At 58.7% G+C, this 22,182-nt stretch carries 23 protein-coding genes and 1 pseudogene; 15 read left to right on the top strand and 9 right to left on the bottom strand.

Annotated elements, in window-relative coordinates:
• The first annotated feature begins 119 nt into the window (after positions 1–119).
• The 5 genes from ID864_RS04100 (at position 120) to ID864_RS04080 (ending at position 5,004) form a co-directional block, all read left to right on the top strand.
• Positions 120–818, top strand: a complete 699-nt coding sequence (locus ID864_RS04100; protein WP_048918011.1) for a FadR/GntR family transcriptional regulator — start codon at positions 120–122, stop codon at positions 816–818.
• Entirely contained in the window at positions 815–1,696 is an 882-nt protein-coding gene (locus tag ID864_RS04095) for a 2-dehydro-3-deoxygalactonokinase (RefSeq protein ID WP_191149451.1), read from the top strand. The genes ID864_RS04100 and ID864_RS04095 overlap by 4 nt, the downstream gene beginning before the upstream one ends.
• Entirely contained in the window at positions 1,680–2,297 is a 618-nt protein-coding gene (locus ID864_RS04090; RefSeq protein WP_048918009.1) for a 2-dehydro-3-deoxy-6-phosphogalactonate aldolase, read from the top strand. Before ID864_RS04095 ends, ID864_RS04090 begins: the two co-directional genes overlap by 17 nt.
• Complete coding sequence (gene dgoD, locus ID864_RS04085; protein WP_048918008.1) at positions 2,294–3,442, top strand: galactonate dehydratase; 1,149 nt, start codon at positions 2,294–2,296, stop codon at positions 3,440–3,442. The genes ID864_RS04090 and dgoD overlap by 4 nt, the downstream gene beginning before the upstream one ends.
• Before the next feature lie 269 nt (positions 3,443–3,711).
• Positions 3,712–5,004, top strand: a complete 1,293-nt coding sequence (locus ID864_RS04080; RefSeq protein WP_048918007.1) for an MFS transporter — start codon at positions 3,712–3,714, stop codon at positions 5,002–5,004.
• A gap of 145 nt (positions 5,005–5,149) precedes the next feature.
• Here ID864_RS04080 and ID864_RS04075 read toward each other — a convergent pair whose 3' ends face one another.
• Positions 5,150–5,446 (bottom strand): SelT/SelW/SelH family protein, encoded by a 297-nt coding sequence (locus tag ID864_RS04075; RefSeq protein WP_048918006.1) that lies wholly within the window; start codon positions 5,444–5,446, stop codon positions 5,150–5,152.
• 28 nt (positions 5,447–5,474) lie between these two features.
• Positions 5,475–6,089, bottom strand: a complete 615-nt coding sequence (locus ID864_RS04070; protein ID WP_048918005.1) for a TetR/AcrR family transcriptional regulator — start codon at positions 6,087–6,089, stop codon at positions 5,475–5,477.
• A gap of 275 nt (positions 6,090–6,364) precedes the next feature.
• On the opposite strand from ID864_RS04070, the gene ID864_RS04065 reads away from it, so the two are divergent.
• From ID864_RS04065 to yghX, 4 genes are all read left to right on the top strand, one after another.
• Positions 6,365–7,510, top strand: coding sequence for an LLM class flavin-dependent oxidoreductase (locus tag ID864_RS04065; protein ID WP_191149450.1), 1,146 nt, complete (start codon positions 6,365–6,367; stop codon positions 7,508–7,510).
• The gene (locus ID864_RS04060; RefSeq protein WP_191149449.1) at positions 7,510–8,373 is read left to right on the top strand and encodes an ABC transporter substrate-binding protein; all 864 of its coding nucleotides are present in this window, start codon (positions 7,510–7,512) and stop codon (positions 8,371–8,373) included. Before ID864_RS04065 ends, ID864_RS04060 begins: the two co-directional genes overlap by 1 nt.
• On the top strand, positions 8,370–9,314 hold the full coding sequence (locus tag ID864_RS04055) for an aliphatic sulfonate ABC transporter substrate-binding protein (RefSeq protein WP_191149448.1): 945 nt from the start codon (positions 8,370–8,372) through the stop codon (positions 9,312–9,314). The genes ID864_RS04060 and ID864_RS04055 overlap by 4 nt, the downstream gene beginning before the upstream one ends.
• A 120-nt stretch (positions 9,315–9,434) precedes the next feature.
• Positions 9,435–10,322 (top strand): YghX family hydrolase, encoded by an 888-nt coding sequence (gene yghX / locus ID864_RS04050; protein ID WP_191149447.1) that lies wholly within the window; start codon positions 9,435–9,437, stop codon positions 10,320–10,322.
• Positions 10,323–10,859: 537 nt separating this feature from the next.
• Here the strand turns inward: yghX and ID864_RS04045 are convergent.
• The gene (locus tag ID864_RS04045) at positions 10,860–11,258 is read right to left on the bottom strand and encodes a (R)-mandelonitrile lyase (RefSeq protein ID WP_191149446.1); all 399 of its coding nucleotides are present in this window, start codon (positions 11,256–11,258) and stop codon (positions 10,860–10,862) included.
• Positions 11,259–11,446: 188 nt separating this feature from the next.
• Between ID864_RS04045 and ID864_RS04040 the strand changes: the two are divergent.
• Positions 11,447–11,581 (top strand): annotated as a pseudogene (locus ID864_RS04040) (aldo/keto reductase); the annotation flags it as partial.
• A gap of 81 nt (positions 11,582–11,662) precedes the next feature.
• On the opposite strand, the gene ID864_RS04035 reads toward ID864_RS04040, so the two are convergent.
• The gene (locus tag ID864_RS04035) at positions 11,663–12,619 is read right to left on the bottom strand and encodes a GlxA family transcriptional regulator (protein ID WP_191149445.1); all 957 of its coding nucleotides are present in this window, start codon (positions 12,617–12,619) and stop codon (positions 11,663–11,665) included.
• Positions 12,620–12,767: 148 nt separating this feature from the next.
• On the opposite strand from ID864_RS04035, the gene ID864_RS04030 reads away from it, so the two are divergent.
• The gene (locus tag ID864_RS04030) at positions 12,768–13,466 is read left to right on the top strand and encodes a cysteine hydrolase family protein (protein WP_099753830.1); all 699 of its coding nucleotides are present in this window, start codon (positions 12,768–12,770) and stop codon (positions 13,464–13,466) included.
• 65 nt (positions 13,467–13,531) lie between these two features.
• Positions 13,532–14,170, top strand: a complete 639-nt coding sequence (locus tag ID864_RS04025; RefSeq protein ID WP_191149444.1) for a cysteine hydrolase family protein — start codon at positions 13,532–13,534, stop codon at positions 14,168–14,170.
• On the opposite strand, the gene ID864_RS04020 is transcribed toward ID864_RS04025, so the two are convergent.
• Entirely contained in the window at positions 14,167–14,343 is a 177-nt protein-coding gene (locus ID864_RS04020) for a hypothetical protein (protein ID WP_180276732.1), read from the bottom strand. The two genes, ID864_RS04025 and ID864_RS04020, sit on opposite strands and share 4 nt — an antisense overlap.
• Before the next feature lie 66 nt (positions 14,344–14,409).
• Here ID864_RS04020 and ID864_RS04015 point away from each other — a divergent pair, with 66 nt between their 5' ends.
• Positions 14,410–14,985: a flavin reductase family protein gene (locus ID864_RS04015; protein WP_048917997.1), complete on the top strand. Its 576-nt coding sequence runs from the start codon at positions 14,410–14,412 to the stop codon at positions 14,983–14,985.
• A 108-nt stretch (positions 14,986–15,093) separates the two neighbouring features.
• Here ID864_RS04015 and idnD read toward each other — a convergent pair whose 3' ends face one another.
• The 4 genes from idnD to ID864_RS03995 form a co-directional block, all read right to left on the bottom strand.
• The gene (idnD, locus tag ID864_RS04010; RefSeq protein ID WP_048917996.1) at positions 15,094–16,140 is read right to left on the bottom strand and encodes an L-idonate 5-dehydrogenase; all 1,047 of its coding nucleotides are present in this window, start codon (positions 16,138–16,140) and stop codon (positions 15,094–15,096) included.
• Positions 16,127–17,491 (bottom strand): MFS transporter, encoded by a 1,365-nt coding sequence (locus ID864_RS04005; RefSeq protein WP_048918014.1) that lies wholly within the window; start codon positions 17,489–17,491, stop codon positions 16,127–16,129. The genes idnD and ID864_RS04005 overlap by 14 nt, the downstream gene beginning before the upstream one ends.
• A 19-nt stretch (positions 17,492–17,510) precedes the next feature.
• On the bottom strand, positions 17,511–18,797 hold the full coding sequence (locus ID864_RS04000) for an MFS transporter (RefSeq protein WP_133623608.1): 1,287 nt from the start codon (positions 18,795–18,797) through the stop codon (positions 17,511–17,513).
• Between the two features lie 65 nt (positions 18,798–18,862).
• Entirely contained in the window at positions 18,863–19,630 is a 768-nt protein-coding gene (locus ID864_RS03995; protein WP_191149443.1) for an SDR family oxidoreductase, read from the bottom strand.
• A gap of 245 nt (positions 19,631–19,875) precedes the next feature.
• Here ID864_RS03995 and ID864_RS03990 point away from each other — a divergent pair, with 245 nt between their 5' ends.
• Together ID864_RS03990 and ID864_RS03985 are read left to right on the top strand one after the other, a co-directional pair.
• Complete coding sequence (locus ID864_RS03990; protein ID WP_048917993.1) at positions 19,876–20,583, top strand: FadR/GntR family transcriptional regulator; 708 nt, start codon at positions 19,876–19,878, stop codon at positions 20,581–20,583.
• An 86-nt stretch (positions 20,584–20,669) separates the two neighbouring features.
• Positions 20,670–21,923, top strand: coding sequence for an enolase C-terminal domain-like protein (locus tag ID864_RS03985; protein WP_099753835.1), 1,254 nt, complete (start codon positions 20,670–20,672; stop codon positions 21,921–21,923).
• Positions 21,924–22,182: the final 259 nt, after the last annotated feature.

The following is a 22,182-nucleotide window of genomic DNA, read 5'->3' as shown; positions in this document are numbered from 1 at the left end:
GTGCCTGTCAGAGCAATTGTCTGTTTTGTGATCTGGATTGTAGTACAACTTTATCCATTAGTACTACAATCTGCTCATCCACTGCCGCCGCTGACCTGCAGCTCACCGAATGGAAAATCATGACGCAAGAACAGCTAAGTAAAACCGAACGCATCATCCTGACCCTGGGCGAGGAGATCGTTTCGGGCAAATATGTTCCCGGCGGCGCGCTGCCTGCCGAAGCCGAGCTGTGCGAACGCTTTACCACCTCGCGCAATATTATTCGCGAGGTGTTTCGCTCGCTGATGGCGAAACGCCTGATGGAGATGAAGCGCTATCGCGGCGCGTTCGTCACCCTGCGCAACCAGTGGAACTACCTCGACAGCGACGTGCTGCGCTGGTCGCTGGCGCATGATGACGACCCGCGCCTGATCGCCGCCATGAACGAAGTGCGCGTGCTGGTAGAGCCGCAAATTGCGCGCTGGTCGGCGGAGCGCGCCACCTCCAGCGATCTGGCGAATATCGAGATGGCCTGGAACGAGATGGTGGCGAACCGCCGCGATCGTGATGCCTTTAACCAGGCGGATATTCGCTACCACGAAGCGGTGATGGCCTCGGTGCATAACCCGGTGCTGCAACAGCTTAACGTTGCGATTGGCGAGCTGCAAAAAGCGGTGTTTGACCGCACCTTTATGCCGGACGAAGCCAATATGCCGCGTACGCTGGAGGAGCATAAAGCTCTGCTGGATGCCATTCGCCATCAGGATGCCGATGCCGCTGAGCAGGCGGCGAAAACCATGATTGCCAGCTCAACGGGGCGCCTTAAGGAGATAATGTGAACAGCTATATCGCCATCGACTGGGGATCCACCAATTTACGCGCGTGGCACTATCAGCAGGGCGCATGCGTCGAAGAGCGCCGCTCAGAGGCGGGCGTCACGCGCCTCAACGGTCGCCGCTGCGCCGAGGTGTTTGCTGAAGTGACCGCCGGCTGGCCGGTGGATGACGTGCCGGTGGTCATGGCCGGGATGGTCGGCAGCAACGCGGGCTGGCAGCCGGTGCCGTACCTTAGTTGCCCGGTGCGCTTGAGCGACATTGCCGCTCGCCTGACCCGCGTCGATAACCGTGCCTGGGTGGTGCCCGGGCTGAGCGTGCAGCGGGAGGATAACGCCAATGTCATGCGCGGTGAAGAGACGCAGCTGCTGGGCGCACTTCAGCTCGCCCCGGCGGACGTTTACGTGATGCCCGGCACCCATGCCAAGTGGGTGCAGGCCGAAGCGGACAAAATTATCGATTTTCGTACCGTCATGACCGGTGAGCTGCACCACCTGCTGTTAACGCAGTCGCTGGTGGGGGCGGGGCTGCCTGAGCAGCGTGAGGATCGCGCCGCTTTTCGCGACGGGCTGGCGGTAGGCAGCAGCGACCGCTCCATTCTCTCCCGGCTGTTTGAAGTGCGTGCGGCACACGTGCTGGGGGTGCGTGACCGGGCGACGATTAGCGATTTTCTCTCCGGCCTGTTAATTGGCCACGAAGCGGCGCTGATGGCCGGGCAGTACGCGGTGAAGGCCGGGCGTCCGGTGACGATTATAGCCGGGGAGGCGCTGGCGCAACGCTATCAGCAGGCGCTGCGTTTTGTCGGCCTCAATACACAAACGCTGGCGGGCGATAGCGCCTTCCAGCATGGGATAAGGAGCATAGCCAATGAGCTGGCAGACTAAATTACCGTTAATCGCCATTTTACGCGGCATTCGTCCGCAGGAAGCGCAGGAGCATATTGCCGCGCTGATCGCCGCAGGGTTCGACGCCATCGAGATCCCGCTTAACTCCCCGGAGTGGGCGGTCAGCATTAGCGAAGCCGTGCAGAACTTCGGCGATAAAGCCCTGATCGGTGCTGGAACGGTACTGAAAGTGGAGCAGGTTGAGCAGCTGGCGCAGATCAAAAGCCAGCTGGTGGTAACGCCAAATACCAACGCCGCGGTGATCCGCCGGGCGGTCGACTGCGGGATGGTGGTGGCTGCCGGGTGCGCGACCGCGACCGAAGCGTTTACCGCGCTGGAAGCCGGTGCGCAAACCCTGAAAATTTTCCCATCTTCCGCCTTTGGCCCTGACTATATCAAAGCCCTGAAGGCGGTGCTGCCTGCCGACGTTCCGGTATTTGCCGTCGGCGGCGTGACCCCGGAAAACTTAAAAGATTTTATGGCGGCGGGCTGCATTGGCGCCGGGCTGGGCAGCGATCTCTACCGCGCCGGGCAGCCGCTGGCGCGCACCGTTGAACAGGCTCAGGCATTTATTCACGCTTATAAGGACGCGTTACGATGAAAATTACCAAACTGACAACTTACCGCCTACCGCCGCGCTGGATGTTCCTCAAAATTGAAACTGACGAAGGCGTATTCGGTTGGGGCGAGCCGGTAATAGAAGGGGGCGCACGCAGCGTGGAAGCGGCGGTGCACGAGATGTCACACTATCTGATCGGCCAGGATCCGGCGCGCATCAACGATCTCTGGCAGGTCATGTATCGCGGCGGCTTCTATCGCGGTGGCCCAACCCTGATGAGCGCCATTGCGGGCATCGACCAGGCGCTGTGGGATATTAAGGGCAAAGTGCTCGGCGTCCCGGTCTATCAGCTGCTGGGCGGGCTGGTGCGCGACAGCATCAAAGCCTACAGCTGGGTCGGCGGCGACCGCCCGGCAGATGCCATCGCAGGGATCAAAAAGCTGCGCACCATCGGCTTCGACACCTTTAAGCTGAACGGCTGTGAAGAGATGGGCATTATCGATAACTCGCGTAAGATCGATACCGCCGTCAATACCGTGGCGCAGATCCGTGAAGCGTTCGGCAGTGAGATTGAGTTCGGCCTCGACTTCCACGGCCGCGTCAGTGCGCCAATGGCGAAAGTGCTGATCAAAGAGCTGGAGCCGTATCGTCCGCTGTTTATCGAAGAGCCGGTGCTGGCAGAGCAGGCGGAGTACTATCCGAAACTGGCGGCACAAACCCATATTCCGATTGCCGCCGGTGAGCGCATGTTTTCGCGCTTCGAGTTTAAACGCGTGCTGGAAGCGGGCGGTCTCGCTATTCTGCAACCCGATCTCTCCCACGCGGGCGGCATTACCGAGTGCTATAAAATTGCCGCGATGGCTGAATCTTACGATGTGGCGCTGGCGCCGCACTGCCCGCTGGGACCGATTGCGCTGGCAGCCTGCCTGCACGTCGATTTTGTCTCGCGCAATGCGGTATTCCAGGAGCAGAGTATGGGTATCCATTATAATAAGGGCGCCGAACTTCTCGACTACGTGATTAATAAAGACGACTTTAAAATGGATGGCGGTCATTTCTATCCGTTAAATAAACCCGGCCTTGGCGTAGAAATAAACGAAGAGCTGGTGATTGAGCGCAGTAAAAATGCCCCGGACTGGCGTAATCCATTGTGGCGTTTCGCGGATGGTTCCGTGGCGGAATGGTAAATATCCTTCATTCTTCGAGCCGCAGATGCGTTGGCTTCACCCGCTGACCCCAGTCACATAGCTTACTATGCTGCTGGAGACTCACGGGCTTGCCGCCTTCCTGCTGCTCGAGTTATTTTGGATATTAATTAAGAGTGCACAGCCATTAACGATATTAGTGGCAAAGTGTACCGTTCTATTTATATGGCAATTTTTTTATCAAATTATTAGAAAGATAAACCTCTCACCGGGCGGGTAAATCTCGCCCTGAAACCCTACGGAGCCCTATTATGGACATCTCTGACGTTAATACCAGGCCTACGCGTCGGCGCTATTTAACCCTGCTGATGATTTTTATTACCGTGGTGATTTGCTATGTCGACCGCGCCAACCTGGCGGTGGCCTCGGCACATATTCAGGAAGAGTTTGGCATCAGCAAAGCGCAGATGGGCTACGTCTTCTCGGCCTTTGCATGGCTGTATACCCTGTGCCAGATCCCCGGCGGCTGGTTCCTTGACCGCGTCGGTTCGCGCCTGACCTATTTCATCGCCATCTTCGGCTGGTCGGTGGCGACGCTGCTGCAAGGCTTTGCCAGCGGATTAATGTCGTTGATTGGCCTGCGCGCGATTACCGGTATCTTTGAAGCGCCGGCGTTCCCGACCAATAATCGCCTGGTGACCAGCTGGTTCCCGGAGCAGGAGCGTGCTTCGGCCGTGGGTTTTTACACTTCCGGGCAGTTTGTCGGCCTGGCATTTCTGACGCCGCTGCTGATCTGGATCCAGGAGATACTGAGCTGGCACTGGGTGTTTATCATTACCGGCGGCATCGGCATTATCTGGTCATTTGTCTGGATCAAAGTCTACCAGGCTCCGCGCAAAAGCCAGGGTATCAACCAGGCCGAGCTGGAGTACATTCGCGACGGCGGGGCGATGATCGACGGCGATGCCCCCTCAGAGAAGAAAAACCGCGTTAAAATGACGGCGGCTGACTGGAAGCTGGTGTTCCACCGCAAGCTGTGCGGCGTTTACCTCGGGCAGTTTGCCGTGACCTCGACGCTGTGGTTTTTCCTCACCTGGTTCCCTAACTATTTGACCCAGGAGAAACATATTGCGGCACTTACCGCTGGCTTTATGACGACCGTGCCGTTCCTCGCTGCCTTTTTCGGGGTGATCCTCTCCGGCATTGTCGCCGACCGTCTGGTGCGCAGCGGCCGCTCGCTGGGCTTTGCGCGTAAAACGCCGATCATCTGCGGGCTGCTGATCTCCACCTGCATTATGGGCGCCAACTACACCAACGATCCGGTGTGGATCATGGTACTGATGGCGGTGGCGTTCTTCGGCAACGGCTTTGCTTCAATCACCTGGTCGCTGGTCTCTTCGCTGGCGCCGGTGCGTCTGATTGGTTTAACCGGTGGGGTATTCAACTTTATTGGCGGGCTGGGTGGCATCACCGTGCCGCTGGTGGTGGGCTATCTGGCGCAGGATTATGGCTTCTCCCCGGCGCTGATCTATATCTCGGTGGTGGCGCTGATTGGTGCGCTCTCCTACATCCTGCTGGTCGGTGACGTGAAGCGCGTCGGTTAATTGCGATACGGTAAACTACGGGGCGGGCGTGCCCGACCCCTACGGTTGCAGCATCACGGAAAACAACGGGTCGGGCGTGCCCGCCCCCCACGGTAGCAGCATCCGGGTTCAGGTAGGGGTCAGGCATGCCTGACCCGCTGTGGTGTTATTCGGCCGGTTTCACGTGCTGGTCAATATGGCCAAGGTCACGCTCGGGGAAGCAGACGGCGCGCAGGCGGCGTTTGATCTCGGCGGCATCGGGAAAACCGTTATCAGTTTTGCGGTCCCAGATTATCTGGTCGTGGATGGCAATCTGGTAAACACCTCCGGTGCCGGGTATCAGCGTAACCGAGCCAAGGTCGGTGCTAAAGGTGTGCAGCAGCTCCTGCGCCATCCAGCTGGCGCGCAGCATCCAGTTGCACTGGGAGCAGTAGGTGATAGTGACAGCAGGCAGAGTCTTCATTATTCATCTCCTCACAATAGGGGCGGCACTACTTTCCTGCGCCAGCCATAAACATTCTTACCGCGCAGGCGGTCATCTCGCTGACCCGCTTCACGCTCAGCGGCGGCGCGTTGCGCTGGTAAATGCGGATCTCAATTTCTGCAGTCAGCAGGGCGAGGAACTGCAGCGCACGGATCTGCGGGTCGCCCATGCGCAGCACGCCGCTGTCCATCGCGCTGGAGAACAGTCGCGCAAGCCGTTCGATGCTCTCACGCGGCCCTGATTCATAAAACAGCATCCCCATCTCCGAATGACCGGCTTCAGCCACCACCATGCGGTATACCGCCAGCGCGGTGTTGTTGGTGGTCATCACCTGCAGCATCTGCTCACCGAACAGCTGCAGCTTCTCGGTCAGCGACAGGCCTTTGCTGACGGAGGTATCCAGCGCACAGGCGGCGTCGGTCAGGTGCTGCGTCGCATAGGTGCGGATCACCGCGCTAAACAGCTCCTCTTTCGAGGGGAAATAGTTATACAGCGTGGTTTTCGAGCCACCCAGCCGCTTCGCCAGCTCATTCATTGAGGCGCGTTCATACCCCATCTCCTGGAACAGCTGAGCGGCAGCTTCCACAATCGCCTCACGGCGGGCTTCCGTTTTGACTTTCATCGCACCTCCCGCGAAAAATAAACCCGAGTGTACATTTTATTGACAAAAAAATCCTGCCAGGGCACAAGCAAACCGTACGGTACGGTACGGTACGGTACGGTACATTTTAGAAGTGTGATGATGATTAACCCGCGCCTGAAAGACAAGGCGGCCACAGAGCCGCCAGTTTTCCAAATGCTCATTCCTGCACACCTTTCCCCGATTTCTTCTTTGTCCTTACGATACGGCTTTGATATTGCTGTGGTTTAACTCTGACACAGCAAAGGTTAGCCGCAATGGAAATTTACTGGTATCTCACCGCCCCTGATGGCCCTCAGCCGTGGAACGCCGCCGGCAGCTATAACATCGATTATGCCTGGTTCCAGCGGGTGGCGCGCGGTATTGACCGTCTGGGTTTTCACGGTGCGCTGCTGGCGACGGGGGCGCACGATCCGTGGATTATCGGTGCATCGCTGATCTCTGCCACCGAGCGCATGAAGTTTCTGATTGCCATCCAGCCAGGGCTGATCTCCCCGACGCTGCTGGCGAAAATGGCGGTCACCTTTAACCAGTTCTCGAAAGGGAGGGTGCTGCTGAACGTGGTGAGCGGTGATAAAAATACCCTTGGCGCCTACGGTATGCACCTGGAACACGACCAGCGTTATGCCCTGAGCGATGAGTTTCTTACCGTGCTGAAACCGCTGCTGGCCGGGCAGTCGGTGGATTTCCATGGCGACCATCTTGATATCGACAAGGCGAAGCTGGCGTTGGGCAACGGCGGCTATCCGCCTCCGGCACTGTGGTTTGGCGGCTCATCTGAAGCGGCGCAGGACGTCGCGGCTAAGCATATTGATACCTATCTCTCCTGGGGAGAAACCCCGCCGCAGGCTGCAGAGAAAATCGCGGCGGTGAAGCAGCGGGCGGCAGCTTACCAGCGCACGCTACGCTTTGGCATTCGCCTGTATGTCATCGTGCGCGACAGCGACGAGGCCGCATGGCAGGCGGTAGACGAGCTGTATCAGTCGATGGATGAGCAGGCGATCGCTGCCCGCCGGGCGCTGGCGGCGGGGTCGGACTCCGTCGGCCAGGCACGTATGAGCGCGCTGCACAATGACGCCCGCCCCGACGACCCGCGCGAGCTGGAGATCTATCCCGGGCTGTGGGCGGGCATCGGTCTGGTGCGTCCGGGGCCGGGCACGGCGATTGTCGGCAGCCCGCAAACGGTGGAACGCACGCTGAAAGCTTATCAGCAGGCTGGCGTCGAGGTGTTTATTCTCTCCGGCTTCCCGCTGCTGGAGAAGGCCGAGCGCTTCAGCGAGCTGGTGCTGCCGCGCCTGCAGCTGGACGACAATGCGGTCACGGCAGCGGCGGACGAGGCGGCCAATACCTTTACCTGGAGCAATCTGTGGGACCGCCCGATTAGCCAGACGGAGGAGCGCTGATGAGCTTACGTATCGGCAGCCATCCCAATAACCTCTCGCTGTTTATTCTGCGCCAGCGCGGCGTGCTGGAAGCGGCGATAAGCGGCGTGCGCTGGGTGGACTATCTGCACGGCGGCGACAGCGCGGCGATGCTGACCGACCTGCGGCTGGACGTGGCGGGGACCGGCTCAACCCCGCCGATCTACGCCCAGGGTAACGGTCTGGATGTGGCCTATCTCGCCGCCTCTCCCGATCGTGCCGCCAACTGTGCGCTGTTGGCGATGAAGGAGGGCGCCAGGCAAAGCGTACGCGACCTGCGCGGCGCGCGCATTGCCTGTATGAAAGGCTCGTTTACCGACCATTTTCTCGCCCGCCTGCTGCTCCGGCAGCAGCTGACGCTGGGTGACGTCACGCTGGTGGACCTTAACGGCAGCGATGCCGCGCGTGCGCTGCGCGAAGGGCGGGTGGACCTGTGGGCCGCTATCGATCCCTGGCTAACTGCCGCCCGGGATGCTAAAAAGGTGCGCTGTCTCGCTCAGGTCGGCGAGGTGATCCGCAATCGTTCGCTGTTCTGGTGCCGCGCCAGCTGGCTCAGCCAGCATGCGCAGCAGGCAACGCAGCTGCTGGAAGTGCTCAGCGATAATGACCGCTGGATTGCTGAAAACAGCCTGCAGGCGGCCAGACTGCTGCATCAGCATCTGCCGGGGGCGCTGAGCGAAAGCCACTGGCTGGCAACCCTTCGCGCCCGCCCATGGGGCATTCAGCGCGTTGCACCAGCCCTGCTGGCGGAGCAGCAGCAGCAGGCCGACGATCTGCTGGCCGCCGAATTTATCACCCAGCCGTTGACGATTGGCGTTGCGGCAGAATACGGAGTACAGGCATGAAGAACGGAGTGCTGCGCGTGCTGGTTGCCGCGGCGTTAGGCATCACGCTGGCGGCTCAGGCTGCCGACCCTGTCACGCTGCGGATTGGCTTTTTACGTGCGCCGACCGACCTGGCGCTGGCGCGGGAAAACGGCAGCCTGGAAAAGGCGCTGGCCGCGCATAACGTTAAATTGCAGTGGTCGGGGACGTTCTCCTCAGCCGCGCCCGCCTATGAAGCGATGAACGCCGGGTCGATCGATATCACCACCGGCAGCTCAACCGCGTTCGTCACCGCCATCTCTGCCGGGCTGCCGCTGGTGTTCTTCGGCTATCAGGCGATGTCGCCCGATGGCGAAGGCATTGTGGTCCGTAAAGAGTCGCCGCTGAAAACGCTGGCCGACCTGCGCGGGAAAAAGGTGGCGGTGAATAAGGGCGGCACCGGGCAGTATCTGCTGTCGCGCGCGCTGCAAAGCGCCGGGATGAAAGAGAGCGACGTGCAGAAAGAGTACCTGACGCCGACCGACAGCGGCAGCGCCTTTGTCGGCGGCCATGTTGATGCGTGGGCCGTATGGGACCCGTTTCTGTCGCTGGCGCGCCAGAGCTACGATGGCCGCCTGCTGACCAACGGCAAACAGCTTGGCTCGGAAAATGCGGTGGGCTATTTTGTCACCACCTCGTTTTATCAGCAGCACCCGGAAGTGGTGAAGATATTCTGGGAGGTGATGAAGCAGCAGAATGCCTGGGCGAAGCAGCACCCGCATGAGGCCGGGAAAATCTGGGCGCAGCAGATGGGGCGCCTCGGGGACGGGCTGGGCGACCAGCTGGGCACAGTGAATACCGTGCCGCTCTCCCCGGTCGGCGCAGCGCAGCGCCAGCATATTCAGCACGTTGCCGAGTGGTATCTGCAGCAGGGACTGATCAAAGCCATTCCGGATATCAACGCGCATTCCGTCGAATTATAGCGAGCCCGTTATGGGGGCGAGGCCTGCCTCGCCCCTACGTGCCTGTGCATAATGTGTTTACAAAATCGGCATTTACAGGTCATTATTCAGGCTTCTTTTGAACCGAACGGAGCCTGGCGCATGACACGTATGACGGCAAAAGATTTCCCCCCTGAACTACTCGAGTATTTCGATTTCTACGTCCACGGCAAAATCAGCAAGCGCGAATTTCTTGATATCGCGGCGAAATTTGTCGTTGGTGGTCTGTCGGCCGCCGCGCTCGGCACATTGCTGACGCCCAATTATGCTTATGCTCAGCAGGTGAAGTTCACCGATCCTGACATTCTCGCGGAATATATTCACTATCCGTCACCGCAGGGGCACGGCAGCGTAAAAGGCTACCTGGTGCGCCCGGCCAACGCCAGTGGCAAGGTGCCGGGCGTGGTGGTGGTGCACGAAAACCGTGGCCTGAATCCGTATATCGAAGATGTGGCGCGCCGCGTGGCCAAGGCCGGATTTATCGCGCTGGCCCCGGACGGGTTAAGTTCGGTCGGCGGCTATCCCGGTAATGACGAGAAGGGGCGCGAGCTGCAGCAGCAGATCGACCCGACTAAGTTGATGAACGACTTTTTCGCCGCGATTGAATTTCTGATGCAGCATCAACCCGGCACCGGCAAAGTGGGCATTACCGGCTTCTGCTACGGCGGCGGGGTGGCCAATGCTGCAGCTGTCGCCTATCCCGAGCTGGCGGCGGCCGTGCCGTTTTATGGCCGTCAGCCTAAAACGGAAGACGTGGCGAAGATTAAAGCGCCGCTGCTGCTGCACTATGCCGAGCTGGATACGCGCATCACCGAAGGCTGGCCGCCTTACGAAGCGGCGCTGAAAGAGCATCACAAGATTTACGAGGGCTACGTGTACAAAGGGGTCAACCACGGCTTCCATAACGACTCAACTCCGCGTTATGACAAAGCCGCCGCTGATCTGGCGTGGGAAAGAACCCTGGCGTGGTTTAACAAGTACCTGGTTTAAGGTTTGCGGGTCGACCCCTGCGCCAGCTTCGACCACCGTTCCTGTAGGGGCCGACCCTCTTTTTCGGTCGGCCCTGGGTGTTGATGCGGGTCGACCAGAAGGGCGGTCGACCCCTACGCCAGCTTCGGCCACCGTTCCTGTGGGGGCCGACCCTCTTTTTTGGTCGGCCCTGGGTGTTGATGCGGGTCGACCAGAAGGGCGGTCGACCCCTACGCCAGCTTCGACCACCGTTCCTGTAGGGGCCGACCCTCTTTTCCGGTCGGTCCTGGGTGTTGGTGCGGGTCGACCAGAAGGGCGGTCGACCCCTGCGCCAGCTTCGACCACCGTTCCTGTGGGGGCCGACCCTCTTTTCCGGTCGGCCCTGGGTGTTGATGCGGGTCGGCCCCTGCGCCAGCTTCGACCACCGTTCCTGTAGGGGCCGACCCTCTTTTTCGGTCGGCCCTGGGTGTTGATGCGGGTCGTCCCCTGCGCCAGCTTCGGCCACTGTTCCTCGTAGGGGCCGACCTTCTTTTTAGGTTGGCCCGCCAGGGTGAAATATTAGCCCTGATACTGCTCGTCGCTGACATGCTCCAGCCAGTCTACCACTTTGCCATCTTCGGCTTCGGCGATGGCGATATGGGTCATCGCGCTTTCGGCGCTGGCGCCGTGCCAGTGTTTTACCCCGGGACGGATCCACACGTTGTCGCCAGCAGAGATCGCCTGTGCTTCTTTACCCCACTCCTGCACCCAACCCTGGCCCGCCGTCACCAGCAGCGTCTGCCCCAGTGGATGCGTATGCCATGCGGTGCGTGCGCCCGGGGTAAAGGTCACGGTTGCGCCGCTCAGACGCGCCGGTTCAGTGGTGGCAAACGGGGAAGCAACGGTAACCGCCCCGGTGAAATAGTCTGCCGGTCCGGCAACGGCCGGTTTGCTGTCTTTTTTTGTAATATCGATCATCAGTTTGATTCCTTGAGTGTTGAACACCCCTTCATCATAGGCTATTGCACACGGGGGATTGAGTGCGTCTGGCTTATAGAAGTGGTGAGCTGAACTCATTAATGGCGCGTGCTCTGGTGAATGTTATGCGCCAGTCCCCGATGATTAATGAGCTGAACTGATAAGCGCATGCACCTGAGCACTATAGTGTGCTGTATCAGCACCGCATCGACCCTAACGTGCCGATTGAAGAGGTGGCCGGTACGGTTAAGCAGCCGATCGCCGAAGGGAAAGTAAAACATTTTGGCCTGTCCGAAGCCGGGGAACAGACCATCCGCCGATCTGGCGGCGATCAACAGCGCCCTGGCTGAGATCGAAGTCACCGGAGATCGTTACCCCGCCGATCTGATGAAGCGCGTCGGCAATTAAACCCGTCCGCGGAACTCGCTGCGGTAGCGGGCCGGGGAGGTATTAAACTGCGCTTTAAAATGGCGGCGCAGAGCAATGGCGGATGGAAATCCGCTGTGCTGCGCCACCAGCTCAATCGGCTGGTCGGTTTTTTCCAGAAAACGCTGCGCTACCGCCAGCCGCTGATTCAGCAGCCAGGCATTAAAGCTGGTGCCGCTGGTCTGCTGAAAACGGCGGGTAAAGCTGCGGCGGCTCATGCAGGCGTGGTCCGCCAGCATATCCAGCGTTAATGGCTGCTGCAGGTTCTCCGTTGCCCAGCTGAGTGACGATAAAAAGTTATCCCCGCCTTTGGTGTTATACACCGGCTGCTCAACGTACTGCGCCTGCCCACCCTGACGGTGAGGGGGGACCACCAGCAGGCGCGCCACGCTGTTAGCGCTATCCGCCCCACAATGTTTACGCACCAGGTGCAGGCAGCAGTCGATGCTGGCTGCGGTGCCCGCCGAAGTGACAATATCCTCTTCATCGATATAGAGTACGTCCCGGTCAATATCGACCTGCGGATAGCGGCTGAGAAAGTCATCCATCCAGCGCCAGTGCGTGGTGGCGCGACGGCCATTCAGCAGGCCCGCTGCCGCCAGCACAAAGGCCCCGAGGCACAGCCCGACGACGGTAGCTCCACGCTGATGTGCCTTGCGCAGCGCCGCCAGCAGGACTTCAGGGGGGAGCTCGTCCGGTTTACTCCAGCTGGGCACCACCACAATATCCGCTGAATCCAGCGCGTCTAATCCCCGCTCCGCAACAATGGAAAACCCAGCATTGGTGCGCAGCACGCCCGGCGTGGTGGCGCACACGGTTAGCTGAAAAACAGGGCTGCCATCCGGCTGTAGCGCCTTCTCAAATACCGCGCAGGGCACGGAGAGATGGAAAGGAATGATGTCGTCAAACACCACAATCCCTATGTTAATCGCCATGAACCTTCTCCTGTAATCAACCTGGCCCAAAACGATCGTTTTTGGGTATCCGCGCCTCTCTTCAACATGCCGTTTCAGGAGGATACTTGCCGCCATCACTTGATGAGTGAAAAGCAAACTAACCTGAAAATGAGAGAAAGGAAATAACATGAAAACATTATTCACCTCCGCTGCCCTGGTATTAGCCATGATGGCTTCCGGCGCTGCTGTTGCCGCTGACACCGTAACCGCCAGCAAGGCTCCGACTATCCGTACCATGAGCGGCGCGACATCCATCAATCAGCTGACTGCCAAACAGACCGCGCTGGTGGTTATCGACATTCAGAATGAATACTTTGACGGTAAAATGCCGATCCCCGACGGCATGAAAGCTCTGAAGCAGTCACGCAAACTGGTCGATTTTGCGCATAAAAAAGGGATGCCGGTGATCTTCGTGCGTCATGAAGGCCCGGCGGACGGCCCGCTGTTTGCCAAAGGCAGCCACTTTGCAGAGTTCCATAAAGACCTGCAGCCGGGCAAAGGTGACATTGTGATCACCAAAGCCACTCCCAGCTCATTTGTTGGCACCGACCTTGATGCGCAGCTGAAAAAACTGGGCATCAAAGATTTGATTGTCACCGGACTGATGACCCATATGTGTGTCTCTTCCACCGCCCGCGATGCTGTGCCATTAGGCTATCAGGTAATTATTCCGGAAGATGCAACTGCCACTCGTAGCCTGGCGACCTGGGATAATAGCGTCGTCGACAGCAAGGATCTGCAGCGTGCCGCGCTGGCAGGCGTTGCGGACGTATTCGCCGAGATCAAAACCACCCAGCAGGTTCTCGATATGCGGGTAATTAACTAATCCCATTTGTGAGCCTGTCTATAATCAGACAGGCCACTAATTGAACACGCTTACAGGAAAATAACATGACCACATTATCTGCTACTGCAAGCCAGGCACCCAGCATCCGCACCATGAGCGGCGCCACGGCTATTAACCAACTGACGGCCAACGAGACTGCGCTGATCGTTATCGATATCCAGAATGAATATTTTGACGGCAAAATGCCGATCGCCGACGGCATGAAAGTCTTAAAGCAGTCGCGCAAGCTGGTTGATTTTGCCCATGCCCACGCGATGCCGGTATTTTTCGTTCGCCACGAAGGCCCGGCGGACGGCCCACTGTTTGCTAAAGACCACTTTTTGTCTGAGTTTCACCCGGAGTTGCTGCCGGTTGAGGGCGATATCACGATTACCAAACCGACCCCAAGTTCGTTCGTCGGCACCGATCTGGATGCGCAGCTGAAAGCGAAAGGAATTAAAACGCTGATCGTATGCGGCCTGATGACCCACATGTGCGTCTCATCTACCGCGCGTGACGCCGTGCCGCTGGGCTATGAGGTCATTATCCCGCAAGATGCTACCGCCACGCGCAGCCTGGCGACCTGGGATAACAACGTTGTCGACAGCAAGGATCTGCAGCGTGCTGCCCTGGCCGCCGTCGCAGACGTATTCGCCGAGATCAAAACCACCCAGCAGGTGCTTGATCTGCCCGTCAGCCGTTAACGGTGCGCGCAGGCCTGCAGACAGCTCTGAAGTGTACTGCTACAGCCGCTGCGACTGTCACGGTCGCAGCGGCTGTTTTCGATATAGCACTGTTGCTGGCAGCCGCTGCTGTCGGCAGTCGCGACCCGCAGCGGCAGAAGCGCGCTGAGCAGTACCAGGATTAGCAGTGGCATGATGATTCCCCGATGAGATACCCTTGATATGATCGTAATGCAAAAAATCCATCAGGGTGGAAATCAATGAACAATATTGTCCCGGTTGAACTGGAAAAGGCCTACCGCCTGATTAATCACGGCCCGACCATCCTTGTTTCAGCGCGCGCAGGCGGCACGGAAGATGTGATGGCAGCGGCCTGGGCCTGCGGGCTGGATTTCTCGCCGTCAAAGCTGACGGTAGTGATCGACAAAATCGCCAAAACCCGGCAGCTGGTAGAGGAGAGCGGGCTGTTTGTGATTCAGGTTCCCACCGTCGCACAGATCAATCTTACCCATGCGGTTGGCACGCGCAGCCTGTTTAACGAACCGGATAAGCTGGCCAACTGCGGCGTGGAGCTGTTCAGCTTCGACGGCTACGACCTGCCGTTTGTACGCGGCTGTTCCGCGTGGCTGGCCTGCCGGCTAATCCCCGAACCTCATATTCAGAACACTTATGATCTGTTTATCGCTGAAGTGGTGGGCGCATGGGCCGACAGCCGGGTATTCAGCGAAGGTCACTGGCATTTTGACCAGGCCGACCCCGCACTGCGCAGCCTGCACTACGTGGCAGGCGGGCAGTTCTATGCCACGGGCGAGTCGTTGAACGTGCTGGAAGGTTGAATCAGCGCGGGGAATTGCGGGTCAGGCAGGCCTGACCCCTACGGCAACCTCCTGCTGCTGCGCCTGCATCCGCAATCCCGTAGTGGCGAGGCATGCCTCGCCATAACGTTAGCCGAATACGACCTGCACCTTGGCCGCACGGCTCTTATCGCTGGCCATTTCCAGCGCCGCCACGATAGCCTGCTGTGGGAACTCGGCGGAAAGCAGCGGCAGGGGGTTTATCCGTCCGCTCTCCAGCCAGCGCACTGCCAGCTGGAACTCGCTGATAAAGCGGAAGGATCCTGCCAGCACAATCTCCTTAACCAGTAGAGGCCCAAGGGGGAATTCCAGCGCGGCCGCGCCCATCCCCAGCTGCACAATGCGCCCTGCCGGGCGGGTAAAACCGACGGTGGAGGCGATAGCCGCTGCTGCCCCCGAGGCTTCAAAGCACAGGTCGAAATAGCCACCGTCTTCCAGCCAGTGGGCGGTGAGGCTCTCATCGCTGGGATCGATCGCCTGCGTGGCCCCCATTTCCAGCGCCAGCTGGCGGCAGCGCGGACTCATATCGGTTGCGACGATCTCAGCGGCCCCGCCCGCTAAGGCGGCCGCGATCACCAGGCAGCCAATCGGACCGGAACCGGTCACCAGCACCTTCTTGCCGAAAATTTCCCCCGCCTGGTGAATGGCATGCAGCGCCACTGCCAGCGGCTCGGCAAAGGCAATAATCTTGCTGTCCACATCCTCGGCGAATGGCACGCACTGCGCCGGGCTAACCGCGACAAAGCTGGCAAACCCACCGTTGATATGAGGGAAGAACTGCGCGCTGCCCATAAACTTCATGGTGCGGCAGAGGTTCTGTTTGCCCTTCAGGCACAGCTCGCACTGATTACAGGGTTGCGAAGGATTGACCGCCACGCGCTGACCGGCCCGCAAGCCGCTTTCTGGCGGAGCTTGTTCAATGCGGCCGACAAATTCATGCCCCAGTATAAGCGGCTGCTTTAGTATCGACATCCCGGCACGGCCGTGCTGATAGTAATGCAGATCGGAGCCGCAGATCCCGCCGCGCTCGACCTTCACCAGCACCTGGCTGTCGCTCCACGTCAGGCTGCGCGTTTCATTACTGACCTGATGCGCACCGCTGACCACGCTGGCAACGATTTCTTTAATGTGCTGCATTGTTTTCCCTCAGTTTTTTTAATGGTTCATCCGCTTCAGGTTTTTCATCCGGCAGGGCTATCACCTCTATTTTGCCAACCAGCAGCAGATAGGCGAAGAAGCCCGCCAGCGCCACGGCGGCGATATACCACATGGCATACTGGAAGTTATGGGTGCGTTCGAGGATCACGCCAATCACGATAGGGCTGATGATGCCGGACAGGTTGCCGAAGATATTCAGGAAGCCGCCGATGGTGCCGATCAGATGGCGTGGAATAACATCGCTGCACACCACCCAGCCGAGGTTAGAAAAGGCATTGGCAAAGAAGGCGACTGACAGAATCGCGATGGCAATTGTCGGGCTGTGCTGGAAAAAGTTGACCAGCGCAATGGAGGTGGTGACCAACAGGCCGCTCATCACCGGTAGCTTGCGGGCAAACGTGCGTGAATGCCCTTTTTTCAGCAGCATATCGCTCAACGTACCGCCGCACAGCACGCCCGCCATCGCCATCAGGTAGGGGAACATCGCCCCGATCCCCGCTTTGGCAATCGACAGCCCCAGCCCTTTTTCCAGATAGACAATAAACCACGTCAGGAAGAAATAGAGGGTCGATGAAGCGGCGAACTGGGCAATAAATAGCCCCCACACGGTACGCTGGCGCAGGATATGCTTGACGCTGGCCCAGTTCACTTTGCCACTGCTACCTTTCTGATTACTGGAACCATAGCCGCCACCGGCGCGAATATACTCCAGCTCTGCCTGATTGACCGTTTTGCTGTGCTGCGGGTCGCGATAGGCGATCAGCCAGTAAATGCCAAACGCAATGCCAATCCCGCCGGAGAGATAAAACGACATCTCCCAGCCGTATTCCGCCACGATCCAGGAGAGCAGCGGCGTCAGCAGCGCCAGGCCAATATATTGCGCGCTGGAGTAAAAGGCGGTGGCGCGCGCGCGTTCGTGGTCCGGGAACCAGCTGGCAATGATCTTGGTGTTGGAAGGGAAAGAGGGCGCCTCCGCCACGCCAATCAGCGCGCGGCAGGCCAGCAGCATGGCGAACGATGCGCTGGCGGTAGCGAACAGATGGTGCGAGGCAAAGCCCATCACAAAGGTAAAGATACTCCACAGCACGATGGCGCTGCCGTACAGCACCCGCGAACCCACCCGGTCCAGAATATAGCCGACCGGGATCTGGCTCATGGCATAAAACCAGGTGAACATTGAAAACAGCAGGCCAAGCTGGGTCGGTGACAGGGCAAACTCGCCCTGAATATGCGACCCCGCCACCGACAGATTGGCGCGGTCCATATAATTGATGGCCGTCACCACAAACAGCATCAGCAGAATGGTCAAGCGTGAACGCGTGGGTTTCATCGTCGTCATCAGTGCCCCCTTAGCCGGCCACAGTGGCTTGCGCCGTGGAGGAGTGGCTGCTGAAGGTGGTCAGCGCGGCGAGCAGCACCGCCAGCACCAGCGAACCGCCCATAAAGATGTAGGACGCGTCGGGGCTGCCGGTCAGGCCGTTAAGATAGCCTACGATCCACGCACCAATAAAGGATCCCAGTGCGCCAAAACAGACCACGAACGACATCGCCCCAGCCACGACGTTACGTGGGATCATTTCAGGGATCGCCGCAAAGAACGGGCCGTAAGGGGTATACATTGCACCACCGGCAATCACCAGTAGCACCCACGAGAGCCAGAAGTGAGCAGGCCCGATGGAGAAGGAGGCGATAAAGCAGATCGCGCCGAGTCCAAGGAACAACAGGACAATAGCCTTACGCTGCTGGTATTTATCAGAAAACCACGAAGCTGCCAGCATTAGCGGCACCGCCAGCAGATAAGGCGCGGCGGAGAGCCAGCCTGTCGCCACAATCCCCATGCCCGAGGCACTTTTCAGCATCGATGGCAGCCACATAATGAAACCGTACATGCCGATGTTCCAGAAGAAGTGGATAAATGCCAGCGCCAGCACTTTCGGTGAGCGAAACGCTTCACGGTAGTTTTTAACCGGTTTGATCGCCTGCTGCTCCGCAGCCAGCGCACTCTCAATCGCCCGTTTTTCCGCCTCGCTCAGCCATTTGGCGTCGCGCGGGCGGTCTGCATACACCAGCCACCAGATCCCCGCCCAGAGAATTGCCGGAACTCCTTCGATAATAAACATGCCGCGCCAGCCGAAGGCATTGACCAGATAACCGGAAAGGATCGACATCCAGAGCACGGTGATCGGGTTACCGAGGAACAGGAACGTATTGGCTTTTGAACGCTCAGCGCGGGTAAACCAGTGGCTGAGGAAAATCAGCATGGCGGGCATCACCACGCTTTCGGCCACGCCGAGCAGAAAGCGGATCGCGGCCAGCAGCACCACGTTGTGCACCATTCCGGTGGCCGCCGCCAGCGCGCCCCACAGCACCAGGCTCCAGAAAATTAGCCGCTTAGCCGAATGCTTTTCCGCATAAATCCCGCCGGGCACCTGAAAGCAGAAGTAGCCGAGAAAGAACAGCGCGCCGAGAAGGGACGAAATAGCGGGCGTAATATTCAGATCTTCAGCCAGCCCCGCTGCGGCACCAAAGCCATAATTGGCGCGGTCAAGATAGGCGAGACTGTAGGTAATGAAAGCGATGGGGATCAGTTTCCCCCAGCGACTGGCGGGCAGTGCCGCCGCGATTGTCTGATTCATGGTGCTGACCTCGGTATCATGGAAGGGCAGAGTCTTAGCGCTCTGCTCCGGTAGGGTATGCGCTGTTACAGGGTGGCGAGCCAGCCGCCGTCAACGTAGATCATCTGGCCGTTCACATAGTTGGACGCTGACGAGGCCAGATAAACAGAGGTGCCGATCAGCTCATCGGGGTGGCCCCAGCGCCCGGAAGGGTTACTGCTGCGCACCCACTGATCAAACTCCTGGTTATCCACCAGCGCCTGGTTCATATCGGTCAGGATGTAGCCCGGGCCGATACCGTTGCTCTGAATGTTGTACTGTGCCCACTCTGCCGCCATCGACTTAGTGAGCAGCTTGATACCGCCTTTAGCCGCGGTATAGGGGGCAACGGTGGCCCGCGCCGCTTCGCTGGTGAGGGAGCCAATATTGATGATCTTGCCGCCGCTGTTGCGCGCCACCATGCGCGTCGCGGCGGCACGCGAGACGATAAATGCGCTGGTGAGATTGATATCCAGCACGCGCTGCCAGTCGCTGAGCGCCAGTTCGAGCATCGGTTTGCGAAATTGGATCCCGGCGTTATTAATCACAATGTCGACATTGACCTGTTCTTCATCAAGCTGACGGAACACGGCCTCAACCGCTGATTCATCGGCGACATTAAACAGAAACCCGCGTGCGCTGGCGCCCTGAGCGCCGAGGGTGGCCAGGGCAGAGTGCAGGTGCTGCTGCTGCGTACCGTTGATAATCACCGCTGCGCCAGCCGCCGCCAGCCCCTGAGCATAGGCCAGGCCAAGGCCGCGGGTGGAGCCGGTAATCAGCGCGGTTTTACCAGCAAGGGAGAACAGAGAAGACATAGTAACTCCGGTTAATGTATATGTAACATGACTAACAAGTTGTGGCTTAATATCTACGTGATGCGCGTTAAATCGGCAATCCGGGGATAATAAAAATGCAGGCAATATCACATTTTAATTGCCGCAGTGCGGCTTAGTGTATAAAAATCATGAAGTTAACTATTTATCATCAAAGCCTTGCTAATGACACCACGACAATGCTAAAAATAAACCCAGCTTGTAGGACAGGTTAAGAGAGGACGGCAGTGACCCTGGAAAGCGTACAAAAGCACAACGTGGTGAATCTGATCTATCAGCAGATGAAGCAAAACATTCAGGACGGGGTGTGGGAGCCGGGCTGTAAGTTGCCTTCGGAAGCTGAACTGACGGCAACCTTTAACGTTAGCCGGGTCAGCGTGCGCAGTGCGGTGCAGAAACTGCGCGACCTCGGCGTGGTGGTGACCCATCAGGGCAAGGGCACCTTTGTTACGCGTGAAGTGTCGCGCTACGGCGCTTTCAGCGACAGCCAGCCGATACTGCACCTCTCACAGGAAGAGTTTGACGATATGCGCGTGTTCCGCCAGACGGTAGAGTTCCGCTGCATGGACCTGGCCGTAGAGAATGCCACTGATGAAGACATCGTGCGGCTGGAGCAGGCGCTGAACCGCATGCTGGTCAGCAAAGACGACTACAAAAAGTACTCCTTAGCCGACTACGATTTCCACCTGGCGATTGTTAAAGCCTCGCATAACAAGGTGTTTATCCACGTGATGGAGTCGCTGAAGAATATCTATATCCATTATCTGGAAGAGCTTAACCGGGTGCTGGGCGTCACGCTGGAAAGCGTCGAGGCGCATATTAAGGTGTTTATGGCGCTGAAAAACCGTGATGCGGCCACCGCCAGCGAAACCTTGAACAGCGCGATGGCGCACAACGTCAGCGCGATTGAAGAAGTGAAATTGGGCGAAAAGTAGTCGCGCAAAAAGCCTCAGTGCGAGGCTTTTTTTAAAACCCTATCTTGTAGGACATCATACATCATTGCGGTGATACGGAGACAGTTATGGAAACGTTGAAAATAACGAATGTCAGAACCCTGCTGACGGCACCCGGCGGCATCGATCTGGTGGTTGTTAAAGTCGAAACCAATCAGCCGGGGCTGTACGGTTTGGGCTGCGCCACTTTTACTCAGCGCATTTTCGCCGTGGAAGCCGCGATTGAAAATTACATGCGTCCATTTTTGCTGGGGAAAGATCCGCTGCGCATTGAGGATATCTGGCAGTCGGCGGCGGTCAGCGGCTACTGGCGTAGCGGCCCGATCATGAACAACGCGCTGTCCGGCATTGATATGGCGCTGTGGGATATTAAGGGCAAGGTTGCCGGGCTGCCGGTCTATCAGCTGCTGGGCGGCAAATGTCGCGACGCTATTCCGCTCTATCGCCACTGCGACGGTGCCGATGAAGTAGAAGTGGAGGACAACATCCGCGCGCGCATGGAAGAGGGCTATCAGTATGTGCGCTGTCAGATGGGGATGTACGGCGGCGCCGGGACCGAAGATCTGCGCCTGATTGCCGGCAAGCTGGCGAAAGCCCGCAACATCAAAGCGAAAATTTCGCCGCGCAGCCAGACGGCAGGGATCTATTTTGACCCGGATGCTTATGCCCGAGCGGTACCGCGCCTGTTTGACCACCTGCGCGACAAATTAGGCTTTGGCGTTGAGTTTATTCACGACGTTCACGAGCGCATCGCGCCGGTTGCGGCGGTACAGCTGGCGAAAAACCTTGAGCCATACCAGCTGTTCTTCCTTGAAGATCCGGTTGCGCCAGAGAACCTCGACTGGCTGAAAATGATCCGCGCCCAGAGCAGCACCCCGATCTCGATGGGGGAGCTGTTTACCCACGTCAACGAATGGAAGCCGCTGATTCAGCAGCAGCTGATCGATTTTATCCGCTGCCACGTCAGCACCATCGGTGGGATTACCCCCGCGAAGAAGCTGGCGACCTATGCCGAGATCCACGGCGTGCGAACCGCGTGGCACGGCCCGGGGGATATTTCCCCTGTCGGCGTCGCCGCCAATATGCATCTGGATCTCAGCGTGACCAACTTTGGCATTCAGGAGTATACCCCGGTCAATGAGGCGCTGATGGAGGTGTTCCCAGGCTGCCCGGAAATCGACCGCGGCTATGCTTACCTCAGTGACCGTCCGGGGCTGGGGGTGGATATTGATGAGGAGAAAGCGAAACGCTTCCCGGTGAGCGGGGGTCTGCCGGACTGGACCAACGCCCGCCTGCCGGACGGCAGCGCGGCACGACCATAATCACTGGTGGCCCCCGGTCAGGCAGGCCTGACCCCAACCAGGAAAATGGCCCGACCACCGCGCGGGCGAGGTTTGCCTCGCCCGTTAACCCTCTGTTGGCGCACCGCACGCATTGCTCCTAATACTTCCCCCCTCGTTGCCGATAACCCCCAGCGTAAAACCTAACGACACACGGAAGCGCATCTCTTATTTTTTTCACCAGCAGGTGCCAGACTTCAACCCAGACGGCACCGGGCGCTTAGTTAATAAGTAGGCAATA

It is taken from the genome of Erwinia aphidicola (assembly GCF_014773485.1).
Classification (GTDB): domain Bacteria; phylum Pseudomonadota; class Gammaproteobacteria; order Enterobacterales; family Enterobacteriaceae; genus Erwinia; species Erwinia aphidicola.
This window is presented reverse-complemented; position numbering and strand designations above follow the sequence as displayed.